The organism is Cupriavidus basilensis, assembly GCF_029335485.1.
Classification (GTDB): domain Bacteria; phylum Pseudomonadota; class Gammaproteobacteria; order Burkholderiales; family Burkholderiaceae; genus Cupriavidus; species Cupriavidus basilensis_E.
Map to the genome: position 1 here is coordinate 1 of NZ_JARJLM010000209.1, position 17,846 is coordinate 17,846.

The window sequence follows — 17,846 nt, forward strand, 5'->3', positions numbered from 1 at the left end:
CCGGGCGAAGGTATCGGCTTCGGCCTGCTGCGCCGCTGGGGCACGCCGGCCCAGCAGTCGGCGCTGGCAGCGGTGCCCAAGCCCGAGGTGGTGTTCAACTACCTGGGCCAGTTCGATGCAAGCTTTGCCGAAGGTGCCGCGTGGCGGCCCGCGGCCGAAGGCACGGGCGCTAACCAGGACGCCGCGACGCTGCTTTCCCATCCCTTGTCGATCAGCGGGCAGGTTTTCGACGGGCGGCTGAAGCTGTCGTTGGCCTATGCCGGCACGCGCTACCGCGCGGCAACGATCGAAGCGCTGGCGGCGGCCTTCCGCGGGGAGCTGGAGGCGGTGGTCGCGCATTGCACGTTGGGCGCCACCGGGCTCACGCCGTCGGATTTCCCGCTGGTGCGGCTGTCGCAGCCCGAACTCGACAGCCTGCTTCTCGATCCTGCCCGTGTGCAGGACCTCTACCCGTTGTCCCCGATGCAGACGGGCATGCTGTTCCACAGCGTCTTTGCCCCGGAAGGCAGCGCGTATACGAACCAGTTGCGCGTCGACGTCGACGGCATCGACCCCAGTCGGTTCGTCGCGGCGTGGCAAGCGGTGCTGGCGCGCCACGACAGCCTGCACTGCGGCTTCCTCCATCGGGAGGCGTCGCCACTCCAGTGGGTGGCCCGGGACGTGGCCCTGCCGATGATCGTGGAAGACTGGGCTGGCAGGGACGCAAGCGATATCGACGCTTTCGCGGCCAGCCAGCGTGCCCAGGGATTCGATCTCAGGCAGCCGCCGCTGATGCGTGTGGCGCTGCTGCGCACGGGGCCCGATCGCCATCATCTGGTCTGGACCGTCCACCATCTGCTGCTGGACGGCTGGAGCACCGCGCAGTTGCTGGGCGAGGTGCTGCGCCACTACGCCGGTGAAGCATTGCCCGGCGTGGCGGGCCGTTTTGCCGACTACATCGGCTGGCTGCAATCGCGCGATGCCGACGCCAGCGAATCGTTCTGGCGCGATCAGCTGAAGGCGCTCGACGAGCCGACGCGCCTGCTGGCGGCGCTGCGCGCCCCGGACGCGGCCGAAGCGGGCCGCCATGGGCAAGGCGAGCAACTCCATGCGCTCGATGCGGGCGAAACGGCGGCGCTGGCCAGCTTTGCCCGCGCGCAGAAGGTCACGCTCAATACGCTGGTGCAGGCCGCGTGGCTGCTGGTGCTGCAACGCTGCACGCGCCAGCCCGCCGTGGCGTTCGGCGCGACGGTGTCCGGCCGCCCCGCCGATCTGCCGGCCGCGCAGCAGATGCTTGGGTTGTTCATCAATACGCTGCCCGTGATTGCCACGCCGCAGCCGGAACAGGCCGTCGGCGACTGGCTGCGCACGGTGCAGACGCTGAACCTGGCGTTGCGCGAACACGAGCACACGCCGCTCTACGACGTGCAGCGCTGGGCGGGCCGTGGTGGGCAGGCCCTGTTCGATTCCCTCGTCGTGTTCGAGAACTACCCGGTCGACGCCGCGCTGCGCCGCACGCCGGGCGGGCTGTCGTTTGCCAACGTCCGCAATCTGGCCGAGACGAACTACCCGCTGACGCTGCTCATTGCCCAGACCGATACGCTGCACCTGACCTGCCGCTTCGACCGCACGCTGCTGGCCGACGCGCAGGCGCGGCAATTGGTGGACACGCTGTTCGCCGTATTGCGGCAGATGGCCGCCGACGGCGCGGCACCGCTGGCAACCATCGGGCTGCTGGCACCCGCAGAGCGCACGGCGGCGCTGGCCGCCGGCACCGCACCCGTGCCATACCCGGCGGCCGAGCCCGTTCACAGGCTGTTCGAGGCCCGGGCGGCCGCGCGGCCCGATGCGGTGGCCCTCGTCTTTGGCGACGCCACGCTGACCTATGCTGAACTGAACCGGCGCGCCAACGCGCTGGCCCATCGCCTGATCGTGCGTGGCGTGGGGCCGGACGTGCCCGTGGGCGTGCTGGCCGAGCGCTCGGTGGAAATGGTGGTGGCGTTGCTGGCGATCCTGAAGGCCGGCGGCGCCTACGTGCCCTTCGATCCGGACTACCCGGCGGACCGGCTGGCCTACATGATCGACGACAGCGCGGTAGCGGTGATCCTGGTGCAACGGCCAGAGGCCATGCCGGCGTCGAGCGGCGTGGTCGCCTCCATCGATCTGACCGATCCGGCGCTGTACGCCGGCGACGATTCGGGCAACCCCGCGCCGTTGCTGTCGGCCGAGCATCTCGCCTACGTGATCTACACGTCCGGCTCGACCGGACGGCCCAAGGGCGCCGGCAACCGGCATGGCGCGCTGCATAACCGGCTGTGGTGGATGCAGGCGCAGTACCGGCTGGACGCCAGCGATACCGTGCTGCAGAAGACGCCGTTCAGCTTCGACGTGTCCGTCTGGGAGTTCTTCTGGCCCCTGATGACGGGCGCGCGGCTGGCGCTGGCCGCGCCGGGCGATCATCGCGATCCGCAGCGCATCGCGGCGTTGATTGCCCGCCACCGCGTCACCACGCTGCACTTCGTGCCCGCGATGCTGCAGGCGTTTGTCGGCGACGGGACCGATGGCGCGCTGGCGGCATCGTGCAAGAGCGTGCGTCATGTGGTGTGCAGCGGCGAGGCCCTGCCTGCCGATCTGGCGCGACGCACGATGCACCTGCTGCCGTGGGCGGCCGTGCACAACCTGTACGGGCCGACCGAGGCAGCCATCGATGTCACGCACTGGACCTGCCGCGACGACGGCGGGCATTCGGTGCCGATCGGGCATCCCATCGCCAACGTCAGCGCCCATGTGCTGGACGCCGCGCTGCAGCCGGTACCCGCCGGCGTGGCTGGCGAGCTCTATCTCGGCGGTGCCGGCCTGGCGCGCGGCTATCTGGGGCGCGCGGCGCTGACGGCCGAGCGCTTCGTCGCCGACCCGCATGGCACACACGGCGAGCGCCTCTATCGCACCGGCGACCTCGCACGGCGCCATGCCGATGGGCATATCGAATATCTCGGCCGCCTGGACCATCAGGTCAAGATTCGCGGCCTGCGGATCGAACTGGGCGAGATCGAGGCGCGGCTGCTGGCGCACGACGCCGTGCTGGACGCCGTCGTCATCGCGCTGACCCAGGACGGCCCGGCCCGGCTGGTGGCGTATGTGGTGCCGGCCGACGAGGCGGGCTGCGATATCGACGGCCTGCGCCAGTGGCTTGCGCAGGCATTGCCCGACTACATGGTGCCGAGCGCCTTCGTGGTGCTGGAGCGGATGCCGGTCACGCCGAATGGCAAGCTCGATCGCCGCGCACTGCCCTCGCCCGACTTCGCGGGTACCGCCGAATACGAGGCGCCGCAGCCGGGCATCGAAACGACGCTGGCCAAGATCTGGGCCGCCGTGCTGAAGGTGGCACGCGTGGGCCGCGGCGATAACTTCTTCGAACTCGGTGGCGATTCGATCCTGAGCCTGCAGATCGTCGCGCGTCTGCGCACGCAGGGCTGGCAGCTGACGCCCAAGCAGTTGTTCGAGCGGCAGACGCTGGCGGAGGTGGCGGCCGTGGTGACGGCGCTCGATGCCGCGTCCGCACCGTCGGCGCCGGTGCGCGAGCCGTCGCGTGCTGGGGATCTCGCGCCGGCACGGCTGTCGCCGGCGCAACTCGACGCGCTGGGGCTGGACGTCGACGCGGTGCAGGACGTCTATCCGCTGTCGCCGATGCAGGCAGGCATGCTGTATCACAGCGTCGCCCGCTCGGATGCCGGCGGCGGCGCCTATATCAACCAGTTGCGCGTCGACATCGACGGGTTGGACGCCGGGCGCTTTGCAGCGGCCTGGCGGGACGCGCTGCGCAGCCACGACACGCTGCGGACCGGCTTCCTCCAGCGCGGCGAGCAGCCTTTGCAGTGGGTGGCGCGCGACGTGGTGCTGCCGTACGCCGAGGAGGACTGGTCGCTGCGTGCGCCGGCATCGCTGGGCGCCGCGCTCGACGAACTGGCGGCCGCCGATCTGGCACGCGGCTTCGATCTGGAACGTCCGCCGCTGATGCGCCTGACGCTGGTACGCACGGCGGCGGCGCGCCATCACCTGGTATGGACCGTCCACCATCTGCTGGTCGACGGCTGGAGCACGTCGCAATTGCTGGGCGAGGTGCTCCAGCGCTATGCCGGCGAAGCGGTAGCGGCACCGGAAGGCCGTTTTGCGGACTACATCGACTGGCTGCAGGCGCGCGACGCGCAGGCGGCACAGGCGTTCTGGAGCGGATCGCTGGCGGGATTCGACACGCCGACGCGGCTGGCGGAGACACTGGCCGCACCGGCCTCCGGCAGCGGATATGGCCTGCTGCAGCACGCCTGCAGCGCCGCGCAGACCGAGCGGCTGGCGGCATACGCCCGCGCGCAGAAGGTCACGATGAATACCGTGGTGCAGGCGGCGTGGCTGCTGCTGTTGCAGCGCTGCACGGGCCAGCGGCGCGTGGCGTTTGGCGCCACCGTGGCCGGCCGCCCTGCCGAGGTGCCCGGCGCCCAGCAGATGCTGGGACTGTTCATCAACACGCTGCCCGTGCTGGCCGAGCCGCGTGCCGCGCAGGATCTGGGCGACTGGCTGCGGGAATTGCAGGCGTTCAACCTGTCGGCGCGGGAACACGCGCACACGCCGCTGTCGGACATTCAGCGCTGGGGCGGTCAGGCCGGCCAGCGCCTGTTCGACAGCATCCTCGTGTTCGAGAACTTCCCGCTGGAAGACGCGCTGGCGTCGGCCGGGCGCTGCGGCCTGGGCTTCGAGACCCAGGGCAGTACCGGCCTGACCGAGTACGAGATGGACGTCGAAGTCAGCCTGCGCCAGACGCTGCGGCTGAGCTTCACCTATATGCGGCGCGCGTTCGACGCCGAGCAGGTGGCCGCCATCTGCGCGCAGATGATGGCGCTGCTCGGCGCGATGGGGACGTCGCCCGCGCAGACCGTGGGATCGCTGAGCCTGCTGGGGCCGGATGAACAGGCGGCGCTGCTTGCGCTGGGCCAGGGTGAGGTGCCGGCCGATGCCTGCATGCCCGTCCACGCGCAGATCGCCCGCCACGCGCTGGCGCAGCCGCAGGCCGTTGCCGTGACCTGTGGCGAGCAGACGCTGCGTTATGGCGAACTGCTGGCGCGTGCGGACCGGCTGGCCGCCGTGCTTCATGCACGCGGCATCGGCGCCGAGGATCGTGTGGGCATCGCCCTGTCTCGCTCGCCCGACATCATCGTCACGCTGCTGGCCGTGATGCGGGCTGGCGCGGCCTATGTGCCGTTCGACCCGGCCTATCCCAAGGACCGGCTGGCCTATCTGTTCGAGGATAGCGCGATCCGGCTGCTCGTCACCGAGCCGGCCTTGCTCGATACGCTGCCGGCGCCGGCTTCTCTGCCGGTGCTGACGCTGGATATGGTGGGCAACGGCCCGACGCTAGCCGCCGAGGTGCCGGTCCATCCGTCTCAACTCGCCTACGTGATCTACACCTCCGGTTCGACCGGACGCCCCAAGGGCGTGTGCGTGTCCCACGGCCCGCTGGCCATGCACGTGGCGGCGACCATCGACGCCTACGAGATGGGTAGCCACTCGCGCGAACTGCATTTCCTGTCATTCGCGTTCGACGGCGCCCACGAGCGCTGGCTTTGCGCCTTGGCCTGCGGCGGCTCGCTGGTGCTGCGCGACGACGCGCTCTGGACGCCCGAGCAGACGGCGCAGGCGATGATCCGCCATGGCGTGACCAACGCGGGCTTCCCGCCGGCGTATCTGCGGCAACTGGCCGAATACGTCGAACAGAGCGGCGAGCGTCCGGACGTCTCGCTCTATTCCTTCGGTGGCGAAGCGATGCCGCGTGGCGCCTTTGCCCAGGCACGGCGCGCGCTGGGTGCGCGGACCTATATCAATGGCTATGGCCCGACCGAAACCGTGGTCACGCCGATGGTCTGGAAGGTGCGCGGCGATGCGCCGGAAGCGGATTTCGCGGGCACCTACGCCCCGATTGGCCGCCCCGTGGGCGACCGGCGCTGCTACCTGCTCGACGCGGAGCTGAACCTCGTGCCGCCGGGCGTGGCGGGCGAGCTTCATATCGGCGGCGAGGGGTTGGCGCGTGGGTATCTGAACCGTCCCGGCATGTCGGCGGAGCGCTTTATTCCCGATCCGTTTGCCGATGACGGTGCGCGGCTCTACCGCACGGGTGATCTGGCGCGCTGGCTGCCTGACGGGCAACTGGAGTACCTGGGCCGGATCGACCAGCAACTGAAGATTCGCGGCTTCCGCATCGAACCGGGTGAAATCGAGGCGCGGATTCTCGCGCAGGCGGGTGTGGGCAACGCGGCCGTGCTGGCTGTCGAAGGCCCTTCCGGCGCAAGGCTGGTGGCTTATGTCGTGCCGGCTGGTGGCGCGCAGGTGGATATCGCCGCCGTCCGCACCGCATTGGCAGCCGACTTGCCCGACTACATGGTGCCGGCGGCGTTCGTCGTGATCGACACCCTGCCCCTGACCCCGAACGGCAAGCTGGACCGTCGCGCGCTGCCGGCGCCGGAGGCCGAGGGTGCCGAGCACTTCGTGGCGCCGCGCAACGAAGCCCAGCGCTGGCTGGCGCAGGTCTGGCAGGAGGTGCTGGGCGTGGAGCGCGTCGGCCTTGACGACAACTTCTTCACGCTCGGGGGCGACTCGCTGCTGAGCCTGAAGGTGATTTCGCGCGTGCGGGCCAACAAGGCGCTGGGAATCGACCTGAAGCTGCGCGACCTGATGCGGACGCCGACCATCGGCCAGTTGCTGCCCGATGCGGAAGCCGCGCCCGTGGCGGCCACGGCGCTGCGGGTGCTGGCGCAGGGCCCCGCCGGCGGCGCCCTGCCGCCCGTGGCGTGCGTCCATGCCGCGCTGGGCACGCTGTTCGACTACGACGCCATCGTGGGCCAGCTCGGCACGGCGCGGACGGTCTATGGCTTCCAGTCGCGGGCGCTGGGCGATCCGGCGTGGCGCGACACGTCGCTGGCGTCGATCGCGGCCGACTACGTTCGCGAATGGCGTGTCGCCCAGCCACAAGGGCCCTATCTGCTGCTGGGCTGGTCGCTGGGCGCGACGCTGGCCACGGCGATGGCGCGCGAGCTTGAGGCCCAGGGGCAGTCGGTGCAATGGCTTGGCCTGATCGACCCATTCGTGCCGGAAGGCCGGGCGCCGGCTGCCGACGCCGCGCCGGGCTGGCCCGCGGCGCTGGCCGATTTCGCGGCGCGGTTGCTGCCGGGTGCCGGCGCCCTGGCGCTGCCGGCGCAGCCGGCCGCTGCGCCGGCGGCCGACCTTGTGGCCAGCCTGCTGGCGCCGCTCGTGGCCGCCTCGCCATCGCCGCAGGCCGGGCTTGGGGCCGCAGAACTGGCGCAGATGTTCGTCGCCGCGCATCGATTGGGCGCCATGGCGGCATCGCAGCAGGCGGTGCCTGTCGTAAGCACGCCACGCGCCGTCTGGTGGCGTTCCAGCCGCGATATTGCCGCTGCGCGGCTGGCCGCATGGCAGGGAGCGCCATGGCGGGAGGCGGTGCTCGATGGGGTGGATCACCACGGAATCGTCCGCGACGCGCGGCTGCTGGCCGATCTGGCCGCCAGCCTCGACGCCGGGCTTTCGGGCGATGGACGCCCGCATTCCCCTGTGCCGACTGAGGGCATGTCCGCCACAAACCTACCGACGTAGGCCAGGAATCGTAATTTTATAAATGCAAATGCGAATAGTTTGCATTTAGAATCACTACTCCATCAAAAAACTGCAGAATCAGGAGAAATATGAGGACGGGTAAAAGCGCCAGGCCGCGTCAGGCTTGGGCGAATCGGCAACCATTCGCGCTGACCGCACTGGCCATGGCTGTCACGATCCAGACGGCGTACGCGCAGACGAACGACGCCACGCCTGCCCCCGCCAGCGGCGGCGAAGTCCAGTTGCCGGCCGTCAGCGTGCGCGCCGATACGGTCGCCGAAAACTACGGCCCGGTGGGCAAGAAGTCGGTATCGGCCACCAAGACGGACGTGCCCATCGAGGACACGCCGCAGTCGATCAGCGTGGTCACGTCGGACCAGATCCGTGCCCAGGGCGCCCAGCGCGTGGAAGAAGCCCTGCGCTACAGCGCCGGCGTGCGCACCGAGCCGATCGTCGATACGCGGCGCGGCACGTACTACATCCGCGGCTTCAACGCCGCCCAGAACGGCCAGTACTGGGATGGGCTGAAGATGCCCTGGTCCGGCGGCTATGCCTACTGGGACCTGGAGCCGTACAGCCTGGAGCGCGTCGACATCGTGCGCGGGCCCTCGTCGGTGCTCTACGGCCAGACCGCGCCGGGCGGCCTGATCAACCAGGTCAGCAAGCGGCCGCAGGCGGAATCGTCGAACGAGATCAACCTGAGTTTCGGCAACTACGATCGCCGCGAGATCTCGGGCGATTTCACGGGCGCGCTCGACAAGGACGGCAAGGTGCTCTACCGCCTGACCGCGCTGGCGCGCGATAGCGGGACGCAGACGAACCACGCCGGCGACGACCGCCTGTTCATTTCGCCGCAGATCACGTGGCGCCCCACCGACGCCACCAGCTTCACGCTGTACTCGCAGATCTATCACGACAACGCCGGCAACAGCGCCGGCTTCCTGCCGGCCGTGGGTACGATCACGCCGTTGGCGAACGGGTCCAAGATCCCGACCGACTTCTTCCCGGGCGAACCGTCCTTCGAGCGCTTCAAGCGCGAGCAGTACATGGTGGGCTACGAGTTCTCGCATCGCCTGAATGACACGGTAACGCTGCGCCAGAACCTGCGCTACAGCCACATGTACACCAGCTACGAGGACATCAACGGCAATGGCGGTCTCGTATCGAATCCGGCGAATGGCCCGTACCTGCTGCGCCGCATCGGCCTGAGGTCGAACGAGTCGTACAACCTGTTCACTGTCGACAATCAGGCGCAGATCAAGGTCAAGCACGGCATCTTCGAGCACACGATCCTCACCGGGATCGACTACACGCGGTCCACGTTCGGTCGCCTGCTGGGCCAGACCGGCAGCCTGCCGACGCAGCAACCGCCTATCGACATCTTCAACCCGGTGTACGGCAACTTCGTGGCGCCGGCGTACCAGAGCGACACCACCACGGTGCGCAGCCAGGTGGGCTTCTACCTGCAGGACATGCTGCGCGTGGCGGACCGCTGGGTGGTGCAACTGGCCGGCCGCTACGACAAGGCGAAGGTCGATGCCGACGCCCGCACGCTGGCCACCAACGTCGTGACGCACTCCGGCACCGACGACGGCAAGTTCACCGGCCGCGCCGGCCTGCTGTGGGAAGGCCCGTATGGCCTGTCGCCGTACTTTGCCTACTCGACCTCGTTCGAGCCGACGGCCACCACCGTGCTGTACGGCGGCGGCACGCCGAAGCCCACCACCGGCAAGCAGTACGAGGCCGGCCTGAAGTGGCAGCCGAAGGGTACGCGCAGCTTCGCGCAACTGTCGCTGTTCAACCTGACGCAGCAGAACGTGCTGACGACGTCGCCGGTGCCCACCCAGGTCTCGCAGCTCGGCGAAGTGCGCTCGCGCGGTGTGGAACTGGAAGGCACGTGGGCCGTCACGAACAACTTCAACATCCTGGCGTCGTACACGTACACGGATGCCGAAGTCACGCAGGCGGGCCCGAACGCGCCGAACGCAGGCAAGACGCCGCAGTACATCCCGCGGCACATGGCCTCGCTGTGGGCGGATTACCGCCTGTCGAGCGGCTTCCTGCGGGGCGTCTGGCTAGGCGGTGGCGTGCGGTACATGGGCAAGTCGTATGACCAGACGAACGTGACGACCGTGCCGGCGTACACGCTGTTCGATCTGGCCGCGAGCTACTCCTTCGCCAAGCACTACACGCTGCGTCTGAACGTCAACAACCTGTTCGACAAGACGTATGTGGCCGGGTGCGACAGCGCCACGAACTGCTACTACGGTCGCCGCCGCACCATCATCGGTACGGCCACCTACCGCTGGTAAGCAGCAAGACGCCGCCCGTCCGTCCGGGCGGCGTTGCCTTGCAGGAGTCCAAGAACATGAAAGCCCCCACGCTGCGCTTCTGGTACGCGATCCATCGCTGGACCAGCCTGCTCTGCACATTGAATCTGCTGGTGCTGTGCGTCACCGGCCTACTGCTGATCTTCCACGAGGACATCGACGCGCTGCTCGGCCAGGAACATCACGGCGCGGTGGCTGCCGAGCGCACCGTTGCCGTGCCGGCACAGCGGCCCGCGTTGCAGACGCTGGTCGACGCGGCCCAGGCCGCGCATCCGGGTCAGATCACCAAGTCGATTTCGTTTGCGGACGACGATGCCGACGCCGTTGGCGTGCGCGTGGGACCCGTTGGCGAGCCGAAGCTGCGCAATGGCACGACGGTCCAGTTCGACGCTGCCACGGGCGCCACGCGCAAGCAGGGGCTGCCGGGCGAAACCTTCAGCGGCTTCATCCTCAAGCTGCACCTGAACCTGCTCCTCGGCCTGCCGGGGCAGTTCTTCATCGGCTTTATCGGCGTGCTGTTCGCGCTGAGCCTGATGAGCGGGCTCGTCGTCTACGGGCCGTTCATGCGCAAGCTGGCTTTTGGCCTGATCCGCTTCGGCAAGCCGGTGCGCATCGTGCAGGCGGACCTGCACAACCTGTTCGGCATCGTCGTGATGGTGTGGGCACTCGTGGTCGGGCTGACGGGGACGTTCCTGTCGTTTTCCCCGCTGATCATCGGGGTCTGGCAGAAGACCGAGCTGCAGCACCTGATCGCGACGCTGCCGGGGCCGACGCCCGCATCGTTCGTGCCGGTGGATCGCGCGCTGGAGCAGGCGCACAAGGAGGTACCGGGGAAGGACCCGGCCTTCGTCTTCTATCCGAATACCGAGTTTTCCACCGGACGCCACTACGGCGTGGTGCTGCGCGGCCACACGGAGCTGCAGAAGCGCGTCTACGCGATCGTGCTTGTCGATGCGGGCGACGGCAGCGTGGCCGCCGTGCGCGGCATGCCGTGGTATCTGCAGGTACTGCTGCTGTCGGCGCCGTTCCACTTCGGCGACTATGCGGGCCGGCCGCTGCAGATCCTGTGGGCGCTACTGACGGTCATCACGGCGGGCGCCACGGTGACGGGTTTCATTTTCTGGCTCAAGCGACCACGGCGCAGCCGCGAGGACGCCACTGCAACGCTGCCGCCGCAACTGTCGGGAGACCAGGCATGAAGCTGATCGACGATACCTGGCCGATGCCGGTGCTGCTTGGCGTGCTGTCCTTCGCGGGTCTGGCGGCCGGCATTTTCGGCGATGGCGCGTGGGACGCCCTGTGCTGGATCGGCCTGGGTGTGCCCATTGCCGTCACGGCGTACTGGCTATGGCAACATTGGCGCCTGCGGACGGCGTCCGCGAAGGAGTAGGCGCCGTGCGCGGGCATGTGCCGCAATGGCCCTCGCCCGGCAGGCGGTAGTTCAGGCAGCAGATGCGTCGCACGGGCGCCACGCCCGGCTTGCCCGGTTCCGCGCCAGGTCGGAATGCGCCATGGAACGGGTTGGCGAAGCCGTCGATGGACACGGGTGCGTCGATCCATGCCAGCACTTCCGCGCGCTGCGCGGGCGTCAGCACCGGATGCGCGGCCAGTTGCCGCGCGATGCCCGCGGCGGCCACGCCACCCGTACACCAGAGCAAACGCTGGGATACCCGGGCGGCTACGGAAAACGCCGCCACCACGCGCGGCAGATGGGCGTTGACCAGCGGTGACAGCAACGCGGCAAGCGTGGCGCCGGACGCCTCGCCGCCGTCCGGCAGTACCAGCATCGCCAGCCAGCCATTGGCTGCGCCACACCAGACCACCGCGTCTGCGTCGAACGTCAGACCGCGCCGATGCAGCGTGGCCGCGACAAGCGCTCCTGGTAGCACCGCCATCGTGTAGTCGCGGAACCACGCCGCGGCGAGCGCCCGCAGGTCCTCGCAATCGCTCGCACGGGACGCACGCGCCAGGCATTCGGCGGCCCAGCCGGCGTCCAGACTGGCACCGCGTGCCATCACCCGCGATGGTTCCGACCCCGCCGCACCGGCCAGCGCGAGTCGTTCGGCATAGGGCCGCAAGGGCCCGGCGAAGAATGGGGCGAGAAAGTCGATCATGCGGTACGTGTTGCGTCGGCCATGGCGAGATGCCGGCCTGCCTGACGGATGACGAATGGCCTGCGATGGAAATTAGGGAGGTGGCTCCATGACGATGGGCCTGCATGACGACCCCTAATTTTCCCCGCGCGCCGCACGTCATCCAGGCAATGCCGATCCCGGATCTAGCCAGCATGTCGCTTATTGCCTCCCTGCCGCGCAAGCTGCGGCTCACCATCGTCCTGGCCGCCGCGGCCAGCCTGGCCGCTGGCCTGTGCGCCGTCAGCATGGTGGCGCTCATCAACCGCGTGCTGGCCACGCAAGGCGCGGACGCGCCGCAACTGGCACTGCCGTTCGCGGCGCTGGCGATCGCCGTGCTGGCGTGCCGCACGCTGGCGTCGACGCTGTTCGTGCGCGTCAGCCAGAGCGCGCTGGCGCGTATCCGTGCGCAGATCTGCGAGCGCTTCATTGGCGCGCCCTACCCGCATATCGAGCAGACCGGCAATGCGCGGGTGCAGGCGGCGCTGGCCGATGACAGCACCCACGTGGCCAACGGCCTGTCCGTGATTCCGGTTGTGCTGACCAACTCGATGGTTGTGCTCGGCTGCCTTGGCTATCTGGCGTGGCTGTCGCTGCCGACGTTCGCCATCGCCTGCGCGATTCTCGGTGTCGGCTCGTGGTTCTATCACTGGAACCACCGCCGCGCGCTGGTGCACCTGAAGCAGGCCGGTATCGCACAGGATGCGCTGCACGGCCATTTCAAGTCGCTGGTGTCGGGCGCGCGCGAACTCAAGCTCAATCACGACAAGCAGCGCAGTTTCATTCGCGACAGCCTGGGCGTGACGCTCGATGCCGTGCGCACCGCACGCACGCGTGGCCTGTCGATCTTCTTTGTGGCGCTGGGCTTCGGCAGCTTCCTGTTCTTCGCGGTGATCGGCGGCGTGCTCTTCGCGCCGCGCGCAACGCCGCTGGACCCGGCCGTGATGACTGGCTTCACGATCATGTTCCTGTACATCATGTCGCCGCTGGAATCGCTGCTCAATGCGCTGCCGGCGCTGAGCATGGGGCGTGTGGCATACGCGCGCATCGAGGCGCTGGGTGCCGATGCCGCGCCCGAGGCTCCGCCCCGCGACCGAGCAGTCTCCCGCTTTGCCAGCGTGTCGCTGGATGCCGCCAGCCATCGCTACTTCCACGAAGGCGAAAACAGCTTCTTTGCGCTGGGGCCGGTCGATCTTGCGCTCCATGCCGGTGAAATCGTGTTCCTGGTGGGCGGCAACGGCAGCGGCAAGACCACGCTGGCCAAGCTGATGGCTGGCTTGTATCCGCCGCTGGCCGGCGAACTTCGCCATAACGGCGAGGCGGCCGACCCCGCGCATCTCGCCGACTATCGAGCGCAGTTCTCCGCCGTGTTCTCCGATTTCCACCTGTTCGACACGCTGCTTGCGCACGCTCCGCAGGACGACGCGCTGGCCAATCGCCTGATCCAGCGCTTCCAGTTGGGCCACAAGGTCACGGTGCGCGACGGTCGCTTCACCACGCAGTCGCTGTCGCAAGGCCAGCGCAAACGACTGGCGCTGATCGTCGCGTGCCTGGAGCGTCGCCCGGTGATGATCCTCGACGAATGGGCCGCCGACCAGGACCCGCTCTTCAAGGACGTGTTCTATCGCGAAGTGCTGTCGGAACTGCGCGCGCAGGGCAAGGCGGTGCTCGTGATCTCGCACGATGACCGCTACTTCGACCTGGCCGACCGCGTTGTGAAGATCGAGAACGGCCAGATCGTCAGCGACACCGTGCAGGCGCATCGCGGGGCGCAGAGCGACACGGCCACGCTGGCCACGGCCACCGCTGCCTGACGCGCGGCAACGTCCACGGAGAATTCCATGCCCCTGCATCCCGACCTCGAAGCGCTGCTCGACATGGTGGAAATCGCCACCGCAACCGGAAAACGCCCGGTGATTCATCAACTGACGCCCGCGCAGGCGCGGCGCGAGTTCGATGACGCGTCCACGGCGCTCGACTTGCCGCCCGAACCCGTGGGCCGCGTCGAAGCGCTGCGTATTGCCACGCGAGACGGGTCCGACATCGACGCCCGGCTCTACGCGCCCGATCGACAAGGAGACGGGGATGCGCTGCCGGTCCTGCTGCATTTTCATAGCGGCGGTTTCACGGTCGGCAGTCTCGATTCCCATGCGTCCCTATGCACGGCGATCGCCGCAGCCACGCCTTGCGCCGTGGTGTCGGTGGCGTACCGGCTGGCGCCGGAGTTCAAGTTTCCAACTGCGGCATATGACGCCATCGATGCGCTGGCGTGGCTGGGCAGGCATGCCGCATCACTGGGTCTGGACGCCTCCCGGGTCGCCGTGGGCGGCGACAGCGCGGGCGGAACCCTCAGCGCCATGCTTGCCCTGGCGGCGCGCGACGAACCCGCCTTGCCCCGGCCATGCTTTCAGGTGCTTTGCTATGCGGGCCTTGGCGGCACCACCGACACCGCTTCGCATCGGCAGTACGGCGAAGGGTATCTGCTCGATACGGACACGATCGAGTGGTTCTACAGCCAGTACCTGCGCGACGAGGCGGACCGTCGCGACTGGCGCTTTGCGCCATTGCGCGCCGAGGATCATCGCGGTGTGGCGCCCGCGCTGATCGTGCTGGCCGAATGCGATCCGCTCTGCGACGAGGGCCACGCCTATGCGCGAAAGCTCGCCGATGCCGGCGTGCCGGTCGTCGTGCGTGAATACGCGGGCATGGTTCACGAGTTCCTGCGCATGGGCAATATCGTCGCCGACGCCGGCGAGGCCCGCGCGGAAATTGCCGGCGCACTGGCCCGCGCCTTCCAAACGCGCGATGCAACGGCGGTGCCGTTGCATCGCGCCGCCTGAGCGCTAAATTCTCCACGCCGCGCATCGTCTCGATAGGCATGACGGCAGACGTCATGCACCGTCCAACGAATGCCATGCCAGACACGAAGATCCATATGCCGACAACGCTTGCTCCTTTTTCGCGCCACCTGTCGTTCGCGGCGCAGCCCACGTTGCGCCGCGAGAGCCGCTACGACGGTTCGCGCCTGACGGTGACGAGGGGCGGCCAGCCCCTTGCCAGCTTCCAGTTCACTGGCGACGTGCTGCGTCTGCACGACAGCCACGCCGATGACCACGAGCTGGCCTATGCAACGATGGCCGCGCTGGATGCCGCTTTCGCCAACGGCGCGCCGTACGCGCTGCGCGTCGATATCGAATCGCGCGGCGCACGGGATCGTCTTCACCAGATCGGCGCGCTGCTGCGCGAGCCCGGTGGCGCGCGTGGCGGTATCGCGGGTACTGCGCACGCCAGCCTGCTTTGGCAACGCCCCGAGTTGTACATGGCGGCGTCCGAAGGGCCGTTCCCGCTGCGCTATGCGATGACCGATGGCAAGCGCCATCCGCTGCGGCCGGGCAAGCTGGATGGCGTGGTCTATGCGCGCCATATCCCGTGGCTCGACAAGACGCTGATGCTGCGCGCCGCTGAACTGGAGCGGGATCTGCCGCTGCTGCATCGCTGGATGAACGATCCGGATGTCGCCTACTTCTGGAACGAGGAAGGCGACGAGGCCAAGCATCGCGCCTATCTGCAAGGGCTGATCGACGATCCGCATATGCTGCCGCTGATCGCGTCGTTCGACGACACGCCCTTCGGCTATTTCGAGGTGTACTGGGCCAAGGAGAACCGCATCGCGCCGTTCTACGATGCGCACGATCACGATCGCGGCTGGCACGTGCTGATCGGCGAACCGGCGTTCCGGGGCAAGGCGTTCCTGACGGCGTGGTTCCCGGCCATCCAGCACTACCAGTTCCTGGACGATCCGCGCACGCAGCGCATCGTCGGCGAGCCGCGCGCCGACCACGTGCGCCAGATCGCCAACCTCGACAAGGCGGGCTTTTCGAAGATCAAGGAGTTCGACTTCCCGCACAAGCGGGCGATGCTCGTGATGCTGCTGCGCGAGCGGTTCTTCGGCGAACACCTGCTCTTGCCGGACACCACGGCGCCAGCCACGCCACGCAACTGATTCCTCTGCCAACGGGGCGCGCGTGCGCCCTCTTCCCTTTTTCCCGATTGCTCAGCAAGGACCGAAACATGACGCTCCGCGACATCTCTCCCGCCGTCCACGATCTGGTCGGCATCGGCTTCGGGCCATCGAACCTGGCCCTGGCTATCGCGCTTCAGGAGCAGGCGGCTTCCGGCCGGCCGCTCGACGCGCACTTCCTGGAAAAGCAGCAGAACTACCAGTGGCACGGCAACACGCTGGTTTCGCAGAGCGAGATGCAGATCTCGTTCCTGAAAGACCTCGTGTCGATGCGCAACCCGACCAGTCCGTACAGCTTCGTGAACTACCTGCATCGCCACGGGCGACTGGTGGACTTCATCAACCTGCGCACGTTCTATCCGAGCCGCATGGAGTACAACGACTACCTGCGCTGGGCCGCGAGCCACTTCGCGGGGCAATGCAGCCTGGGCGAAGAGGTGCAGACGATCGAGCCCGAGACGGATGGCGGCAGGATCGACCGCGTGCGCGTGATCTCGCGCGATGCGCAGGGGCGCGAACGCACCCGCGTGGCACGTTCCATCGTGCTGTCGACCGGCGGCACGCCGCGCATTCCGGAAGCGTTCCGCGGCATGCGCGATGACAGCCGGGTCACGCACCATAGCGGCTATCTGAACTGGATCCGCAACCAGCCCTGCGTGGGCGGCAAGCCGATGCGGATTGCCGTGATCGGCGCCGGCCAGAGCGCTGCCGAGGCGTTCATCGACCTTCACGGCAACTATCCGTCGGTAAAGGTGGACTGGATGGTGCGCGGCGCGGCGCTGAAACCCGCTGACGACAGCCCGTTCGTCAACGAGATCTTCGCGCCGGCCTATACCGACGTGGTGTTCGAGCAGGCCCAGGCTGGCCGTGACCGGCTGATCGAGGCGTACCTGAACACGAACTACTCGGTCATCGACGCCGACCTGATCGAGCAGATCTACGCGATGCTGTATCGCCAGAAGGTCAGCGGCCAGTTCCGCGCGAACCTGCTGACGTGCAAGGCCGTGCGGGCCGCCCATGGCGGTGCGAATGGGATCGAGCTGACGGTCGCCACGACGGCGCCCGGCGCGGGTATCGATGCCGATTCCGAGACGCGCCGCTATGACGCCGTAGTGCTGGCCACCGGCTATGAGCGCGAAAGCCATCGTCGCCTGCTGGAGCCGCTGGCGCGCTATCTCGGAGACTTTTTGGTGGATCGCAACTATCGCGTGCAGGCGGCGCCGGAGCTGGCCGTGCCCGTGTACCTCCAGGGCTTCTGCCAGAGCAGCCATGGTCTGAGCGATACGCTGCTGTCCGTGCTGCCCGTGCGCGCCGAGGAAATCGCCGGGGCGATCCACGATGCATTGAGCGCGAATCGCGATCGTTGCTGGGCCCCGTCTACGGTTCAGAAGGATGGCAGCCAGGCCATTGCCGCGGCATAGCCCGGAGGCGCGTCCAGCCGATAGAGCCGGGTCCGCGCCAGCGCTGCCGCATGGACAGCGAGCTGGCCGGATTCTGGGCGGACGGTGAGCCAGCGCGCGCCGTGCGCGTCGCCCACATCGCCTTGTTTCGTATCGACGGCCACCGAAACGTGCTGCAGGTGGTCGGCAATCCCCAGCCCCAGCGCCTTCAGCAAGGCTTCCTTGGCGGTCCATAGCAGGTGAAACGCCTCGGGCCATGCCGCCGCCGGCATAGTTTCGAGCCAGTCGCTCTCCCGCGCGGTCAGACAGTGCGCCGCCATCTCGCGCA

The 17,846-nt window shown here is 68.3% G+C and carries 10 protein-coding genes; 8 read left to right on the top strand and 2 right to left on the bottom strand.

The window, feature by feature from the left end:
• From P3W85_RS12305 to P3W85_RS12320, 4 genes are all read left to right on the top strand, one after another.
• The coding region (locus P3W85_RS12305; protein ID WP_276264976.1) for a non-ribosomal peptide synthetase at positions 1 to 7,635 on the top strand (7,635 nt) is incomplete at its 5' end.
• A 164-nt stretch (positions 7,636 to 7,799) separates the two neighbouring features.
• The gene (locus P3W85_RS12310; RefSeq protein WP_035818663.1) at positions 7,800 to 9,947 is read left to right on the top strand and encodes a TonB-dependent siderophore receptor; all 2,148 of its coding nucleotides are present in this window, start codon (positions 7,800 to 7,802) and stop codon (positions 9,945 to 9,947) included.
• A 56-nt stretch (positions 9,948 to 10,003) separates the two neighbouring features.
• A complete protein-coding gene (locus P3W85_RS12315; protein ID WP_276264977.1) occupies positions 10,004 to 11,164 on the top strand; it encodes a PepSY-associated TM helix domain-containing protein in 1,161 nt (386 codons plus the stop codon).
• Complete coding sequence (locus P3W85_RS12320; RefSeq protein WP_276264978.1) at positions 11,161 to 11,355, top strand: hypothetical protein; 195 nt, start codon at positions 11,161 to 11,163, stop codon at positions 11,353 to 11,355. The genes P3W85_RS12315 and P3W85_RS12320 overlap by 4 nt, the downstream gene beginning before the upstream one ends.
• Here P3W85_RS12320 and fhuF read toward each other — a convergent pair.
• Entirely contained in the window at positions 11,297 to 12,079 is a 783-nt protein-coding gene (gene fhuF, locus P3W85_RS12325; RefSeq protein WP_276264979.1) for a siderophore-iron reductase FhuF, read from the bottom strand. The genes P3W85_RS12320 and fhuF overlap by 59 nt on opposite strands.
• Positions 12,080 to 12,183: 104 nt before the next feature.
• Between fhuF and P3W85_RS12330 the strand changes: the two genes are divergently transcribed.
• From P3W85_RS12330 to P3W85_RS12345, 4 genes are all read left to right on the top strand, one after another.
• A complete protein-coding gene (locus tag P3W85_RS12330; RefSeq protein WP_276264980.1) occupies positions 12,184 to 13,911 on the top strand; it encodes a cyclic peptide export ABC transporter in 1,728 nt (575 codons plus the stop codon).
• A gap of 27 nt (positions 13,912 to 13,938) precedes the next feature.
• Positions 13,939 to 14,937: an alpha/beta hydrolase gene (locus P3W85_RS12335; protein WP_276264981.1), complete on the top strand. Its 999-nt coding sequence runs from the start codon at positions 13,939 to 13,941 to the stop codon at positions 14,935 to 14,937.
• A 95-nt stretch (positions 14,938 to 15,032) separates the two neighbouring features.
• Entirely contained in the window at positions 15,033 to 16,100 is a 1,068-nt protein-coding gene (locus tag P3W85_RS12340) for a GNAT family N-acetyltransferase (RefSeq protein WP_276264982.1), read from the top strand.
• A gap of 68 nt (positions 16,101 to 16,168) precedes the next feature.
• On the top strand, positions 16,169 to 17,539 hold the full coding sequence (locus tag P3W85_RS12345; RefSeq protein WP_276264983.1) for a lysine N(6)-hydroxylase/L-ornithine N(5)-oxygenase family protein: 1,371 nt from the start codon (positions 16,169 to 16,171) through the stop codon (positions 17,537 to 17,539).
• On the opposite strand, the gene P3W85_RS12350 is transcribed toward P3W85_RS12345, so the two are convergent.
• Positions 17,503 to 17,846: 4'-phosphopantetheinyl transferase superfamily protein (locus P3W85_RS12350; protein WP_276264984.1), on the bottom strand; the 344-nt coding region annotated here is incomplete at its 5' end. The two genes, P3W85_RS12345 and P3W85_RS12350, sit on opposite strands and share 37 nt — an antisense overlap.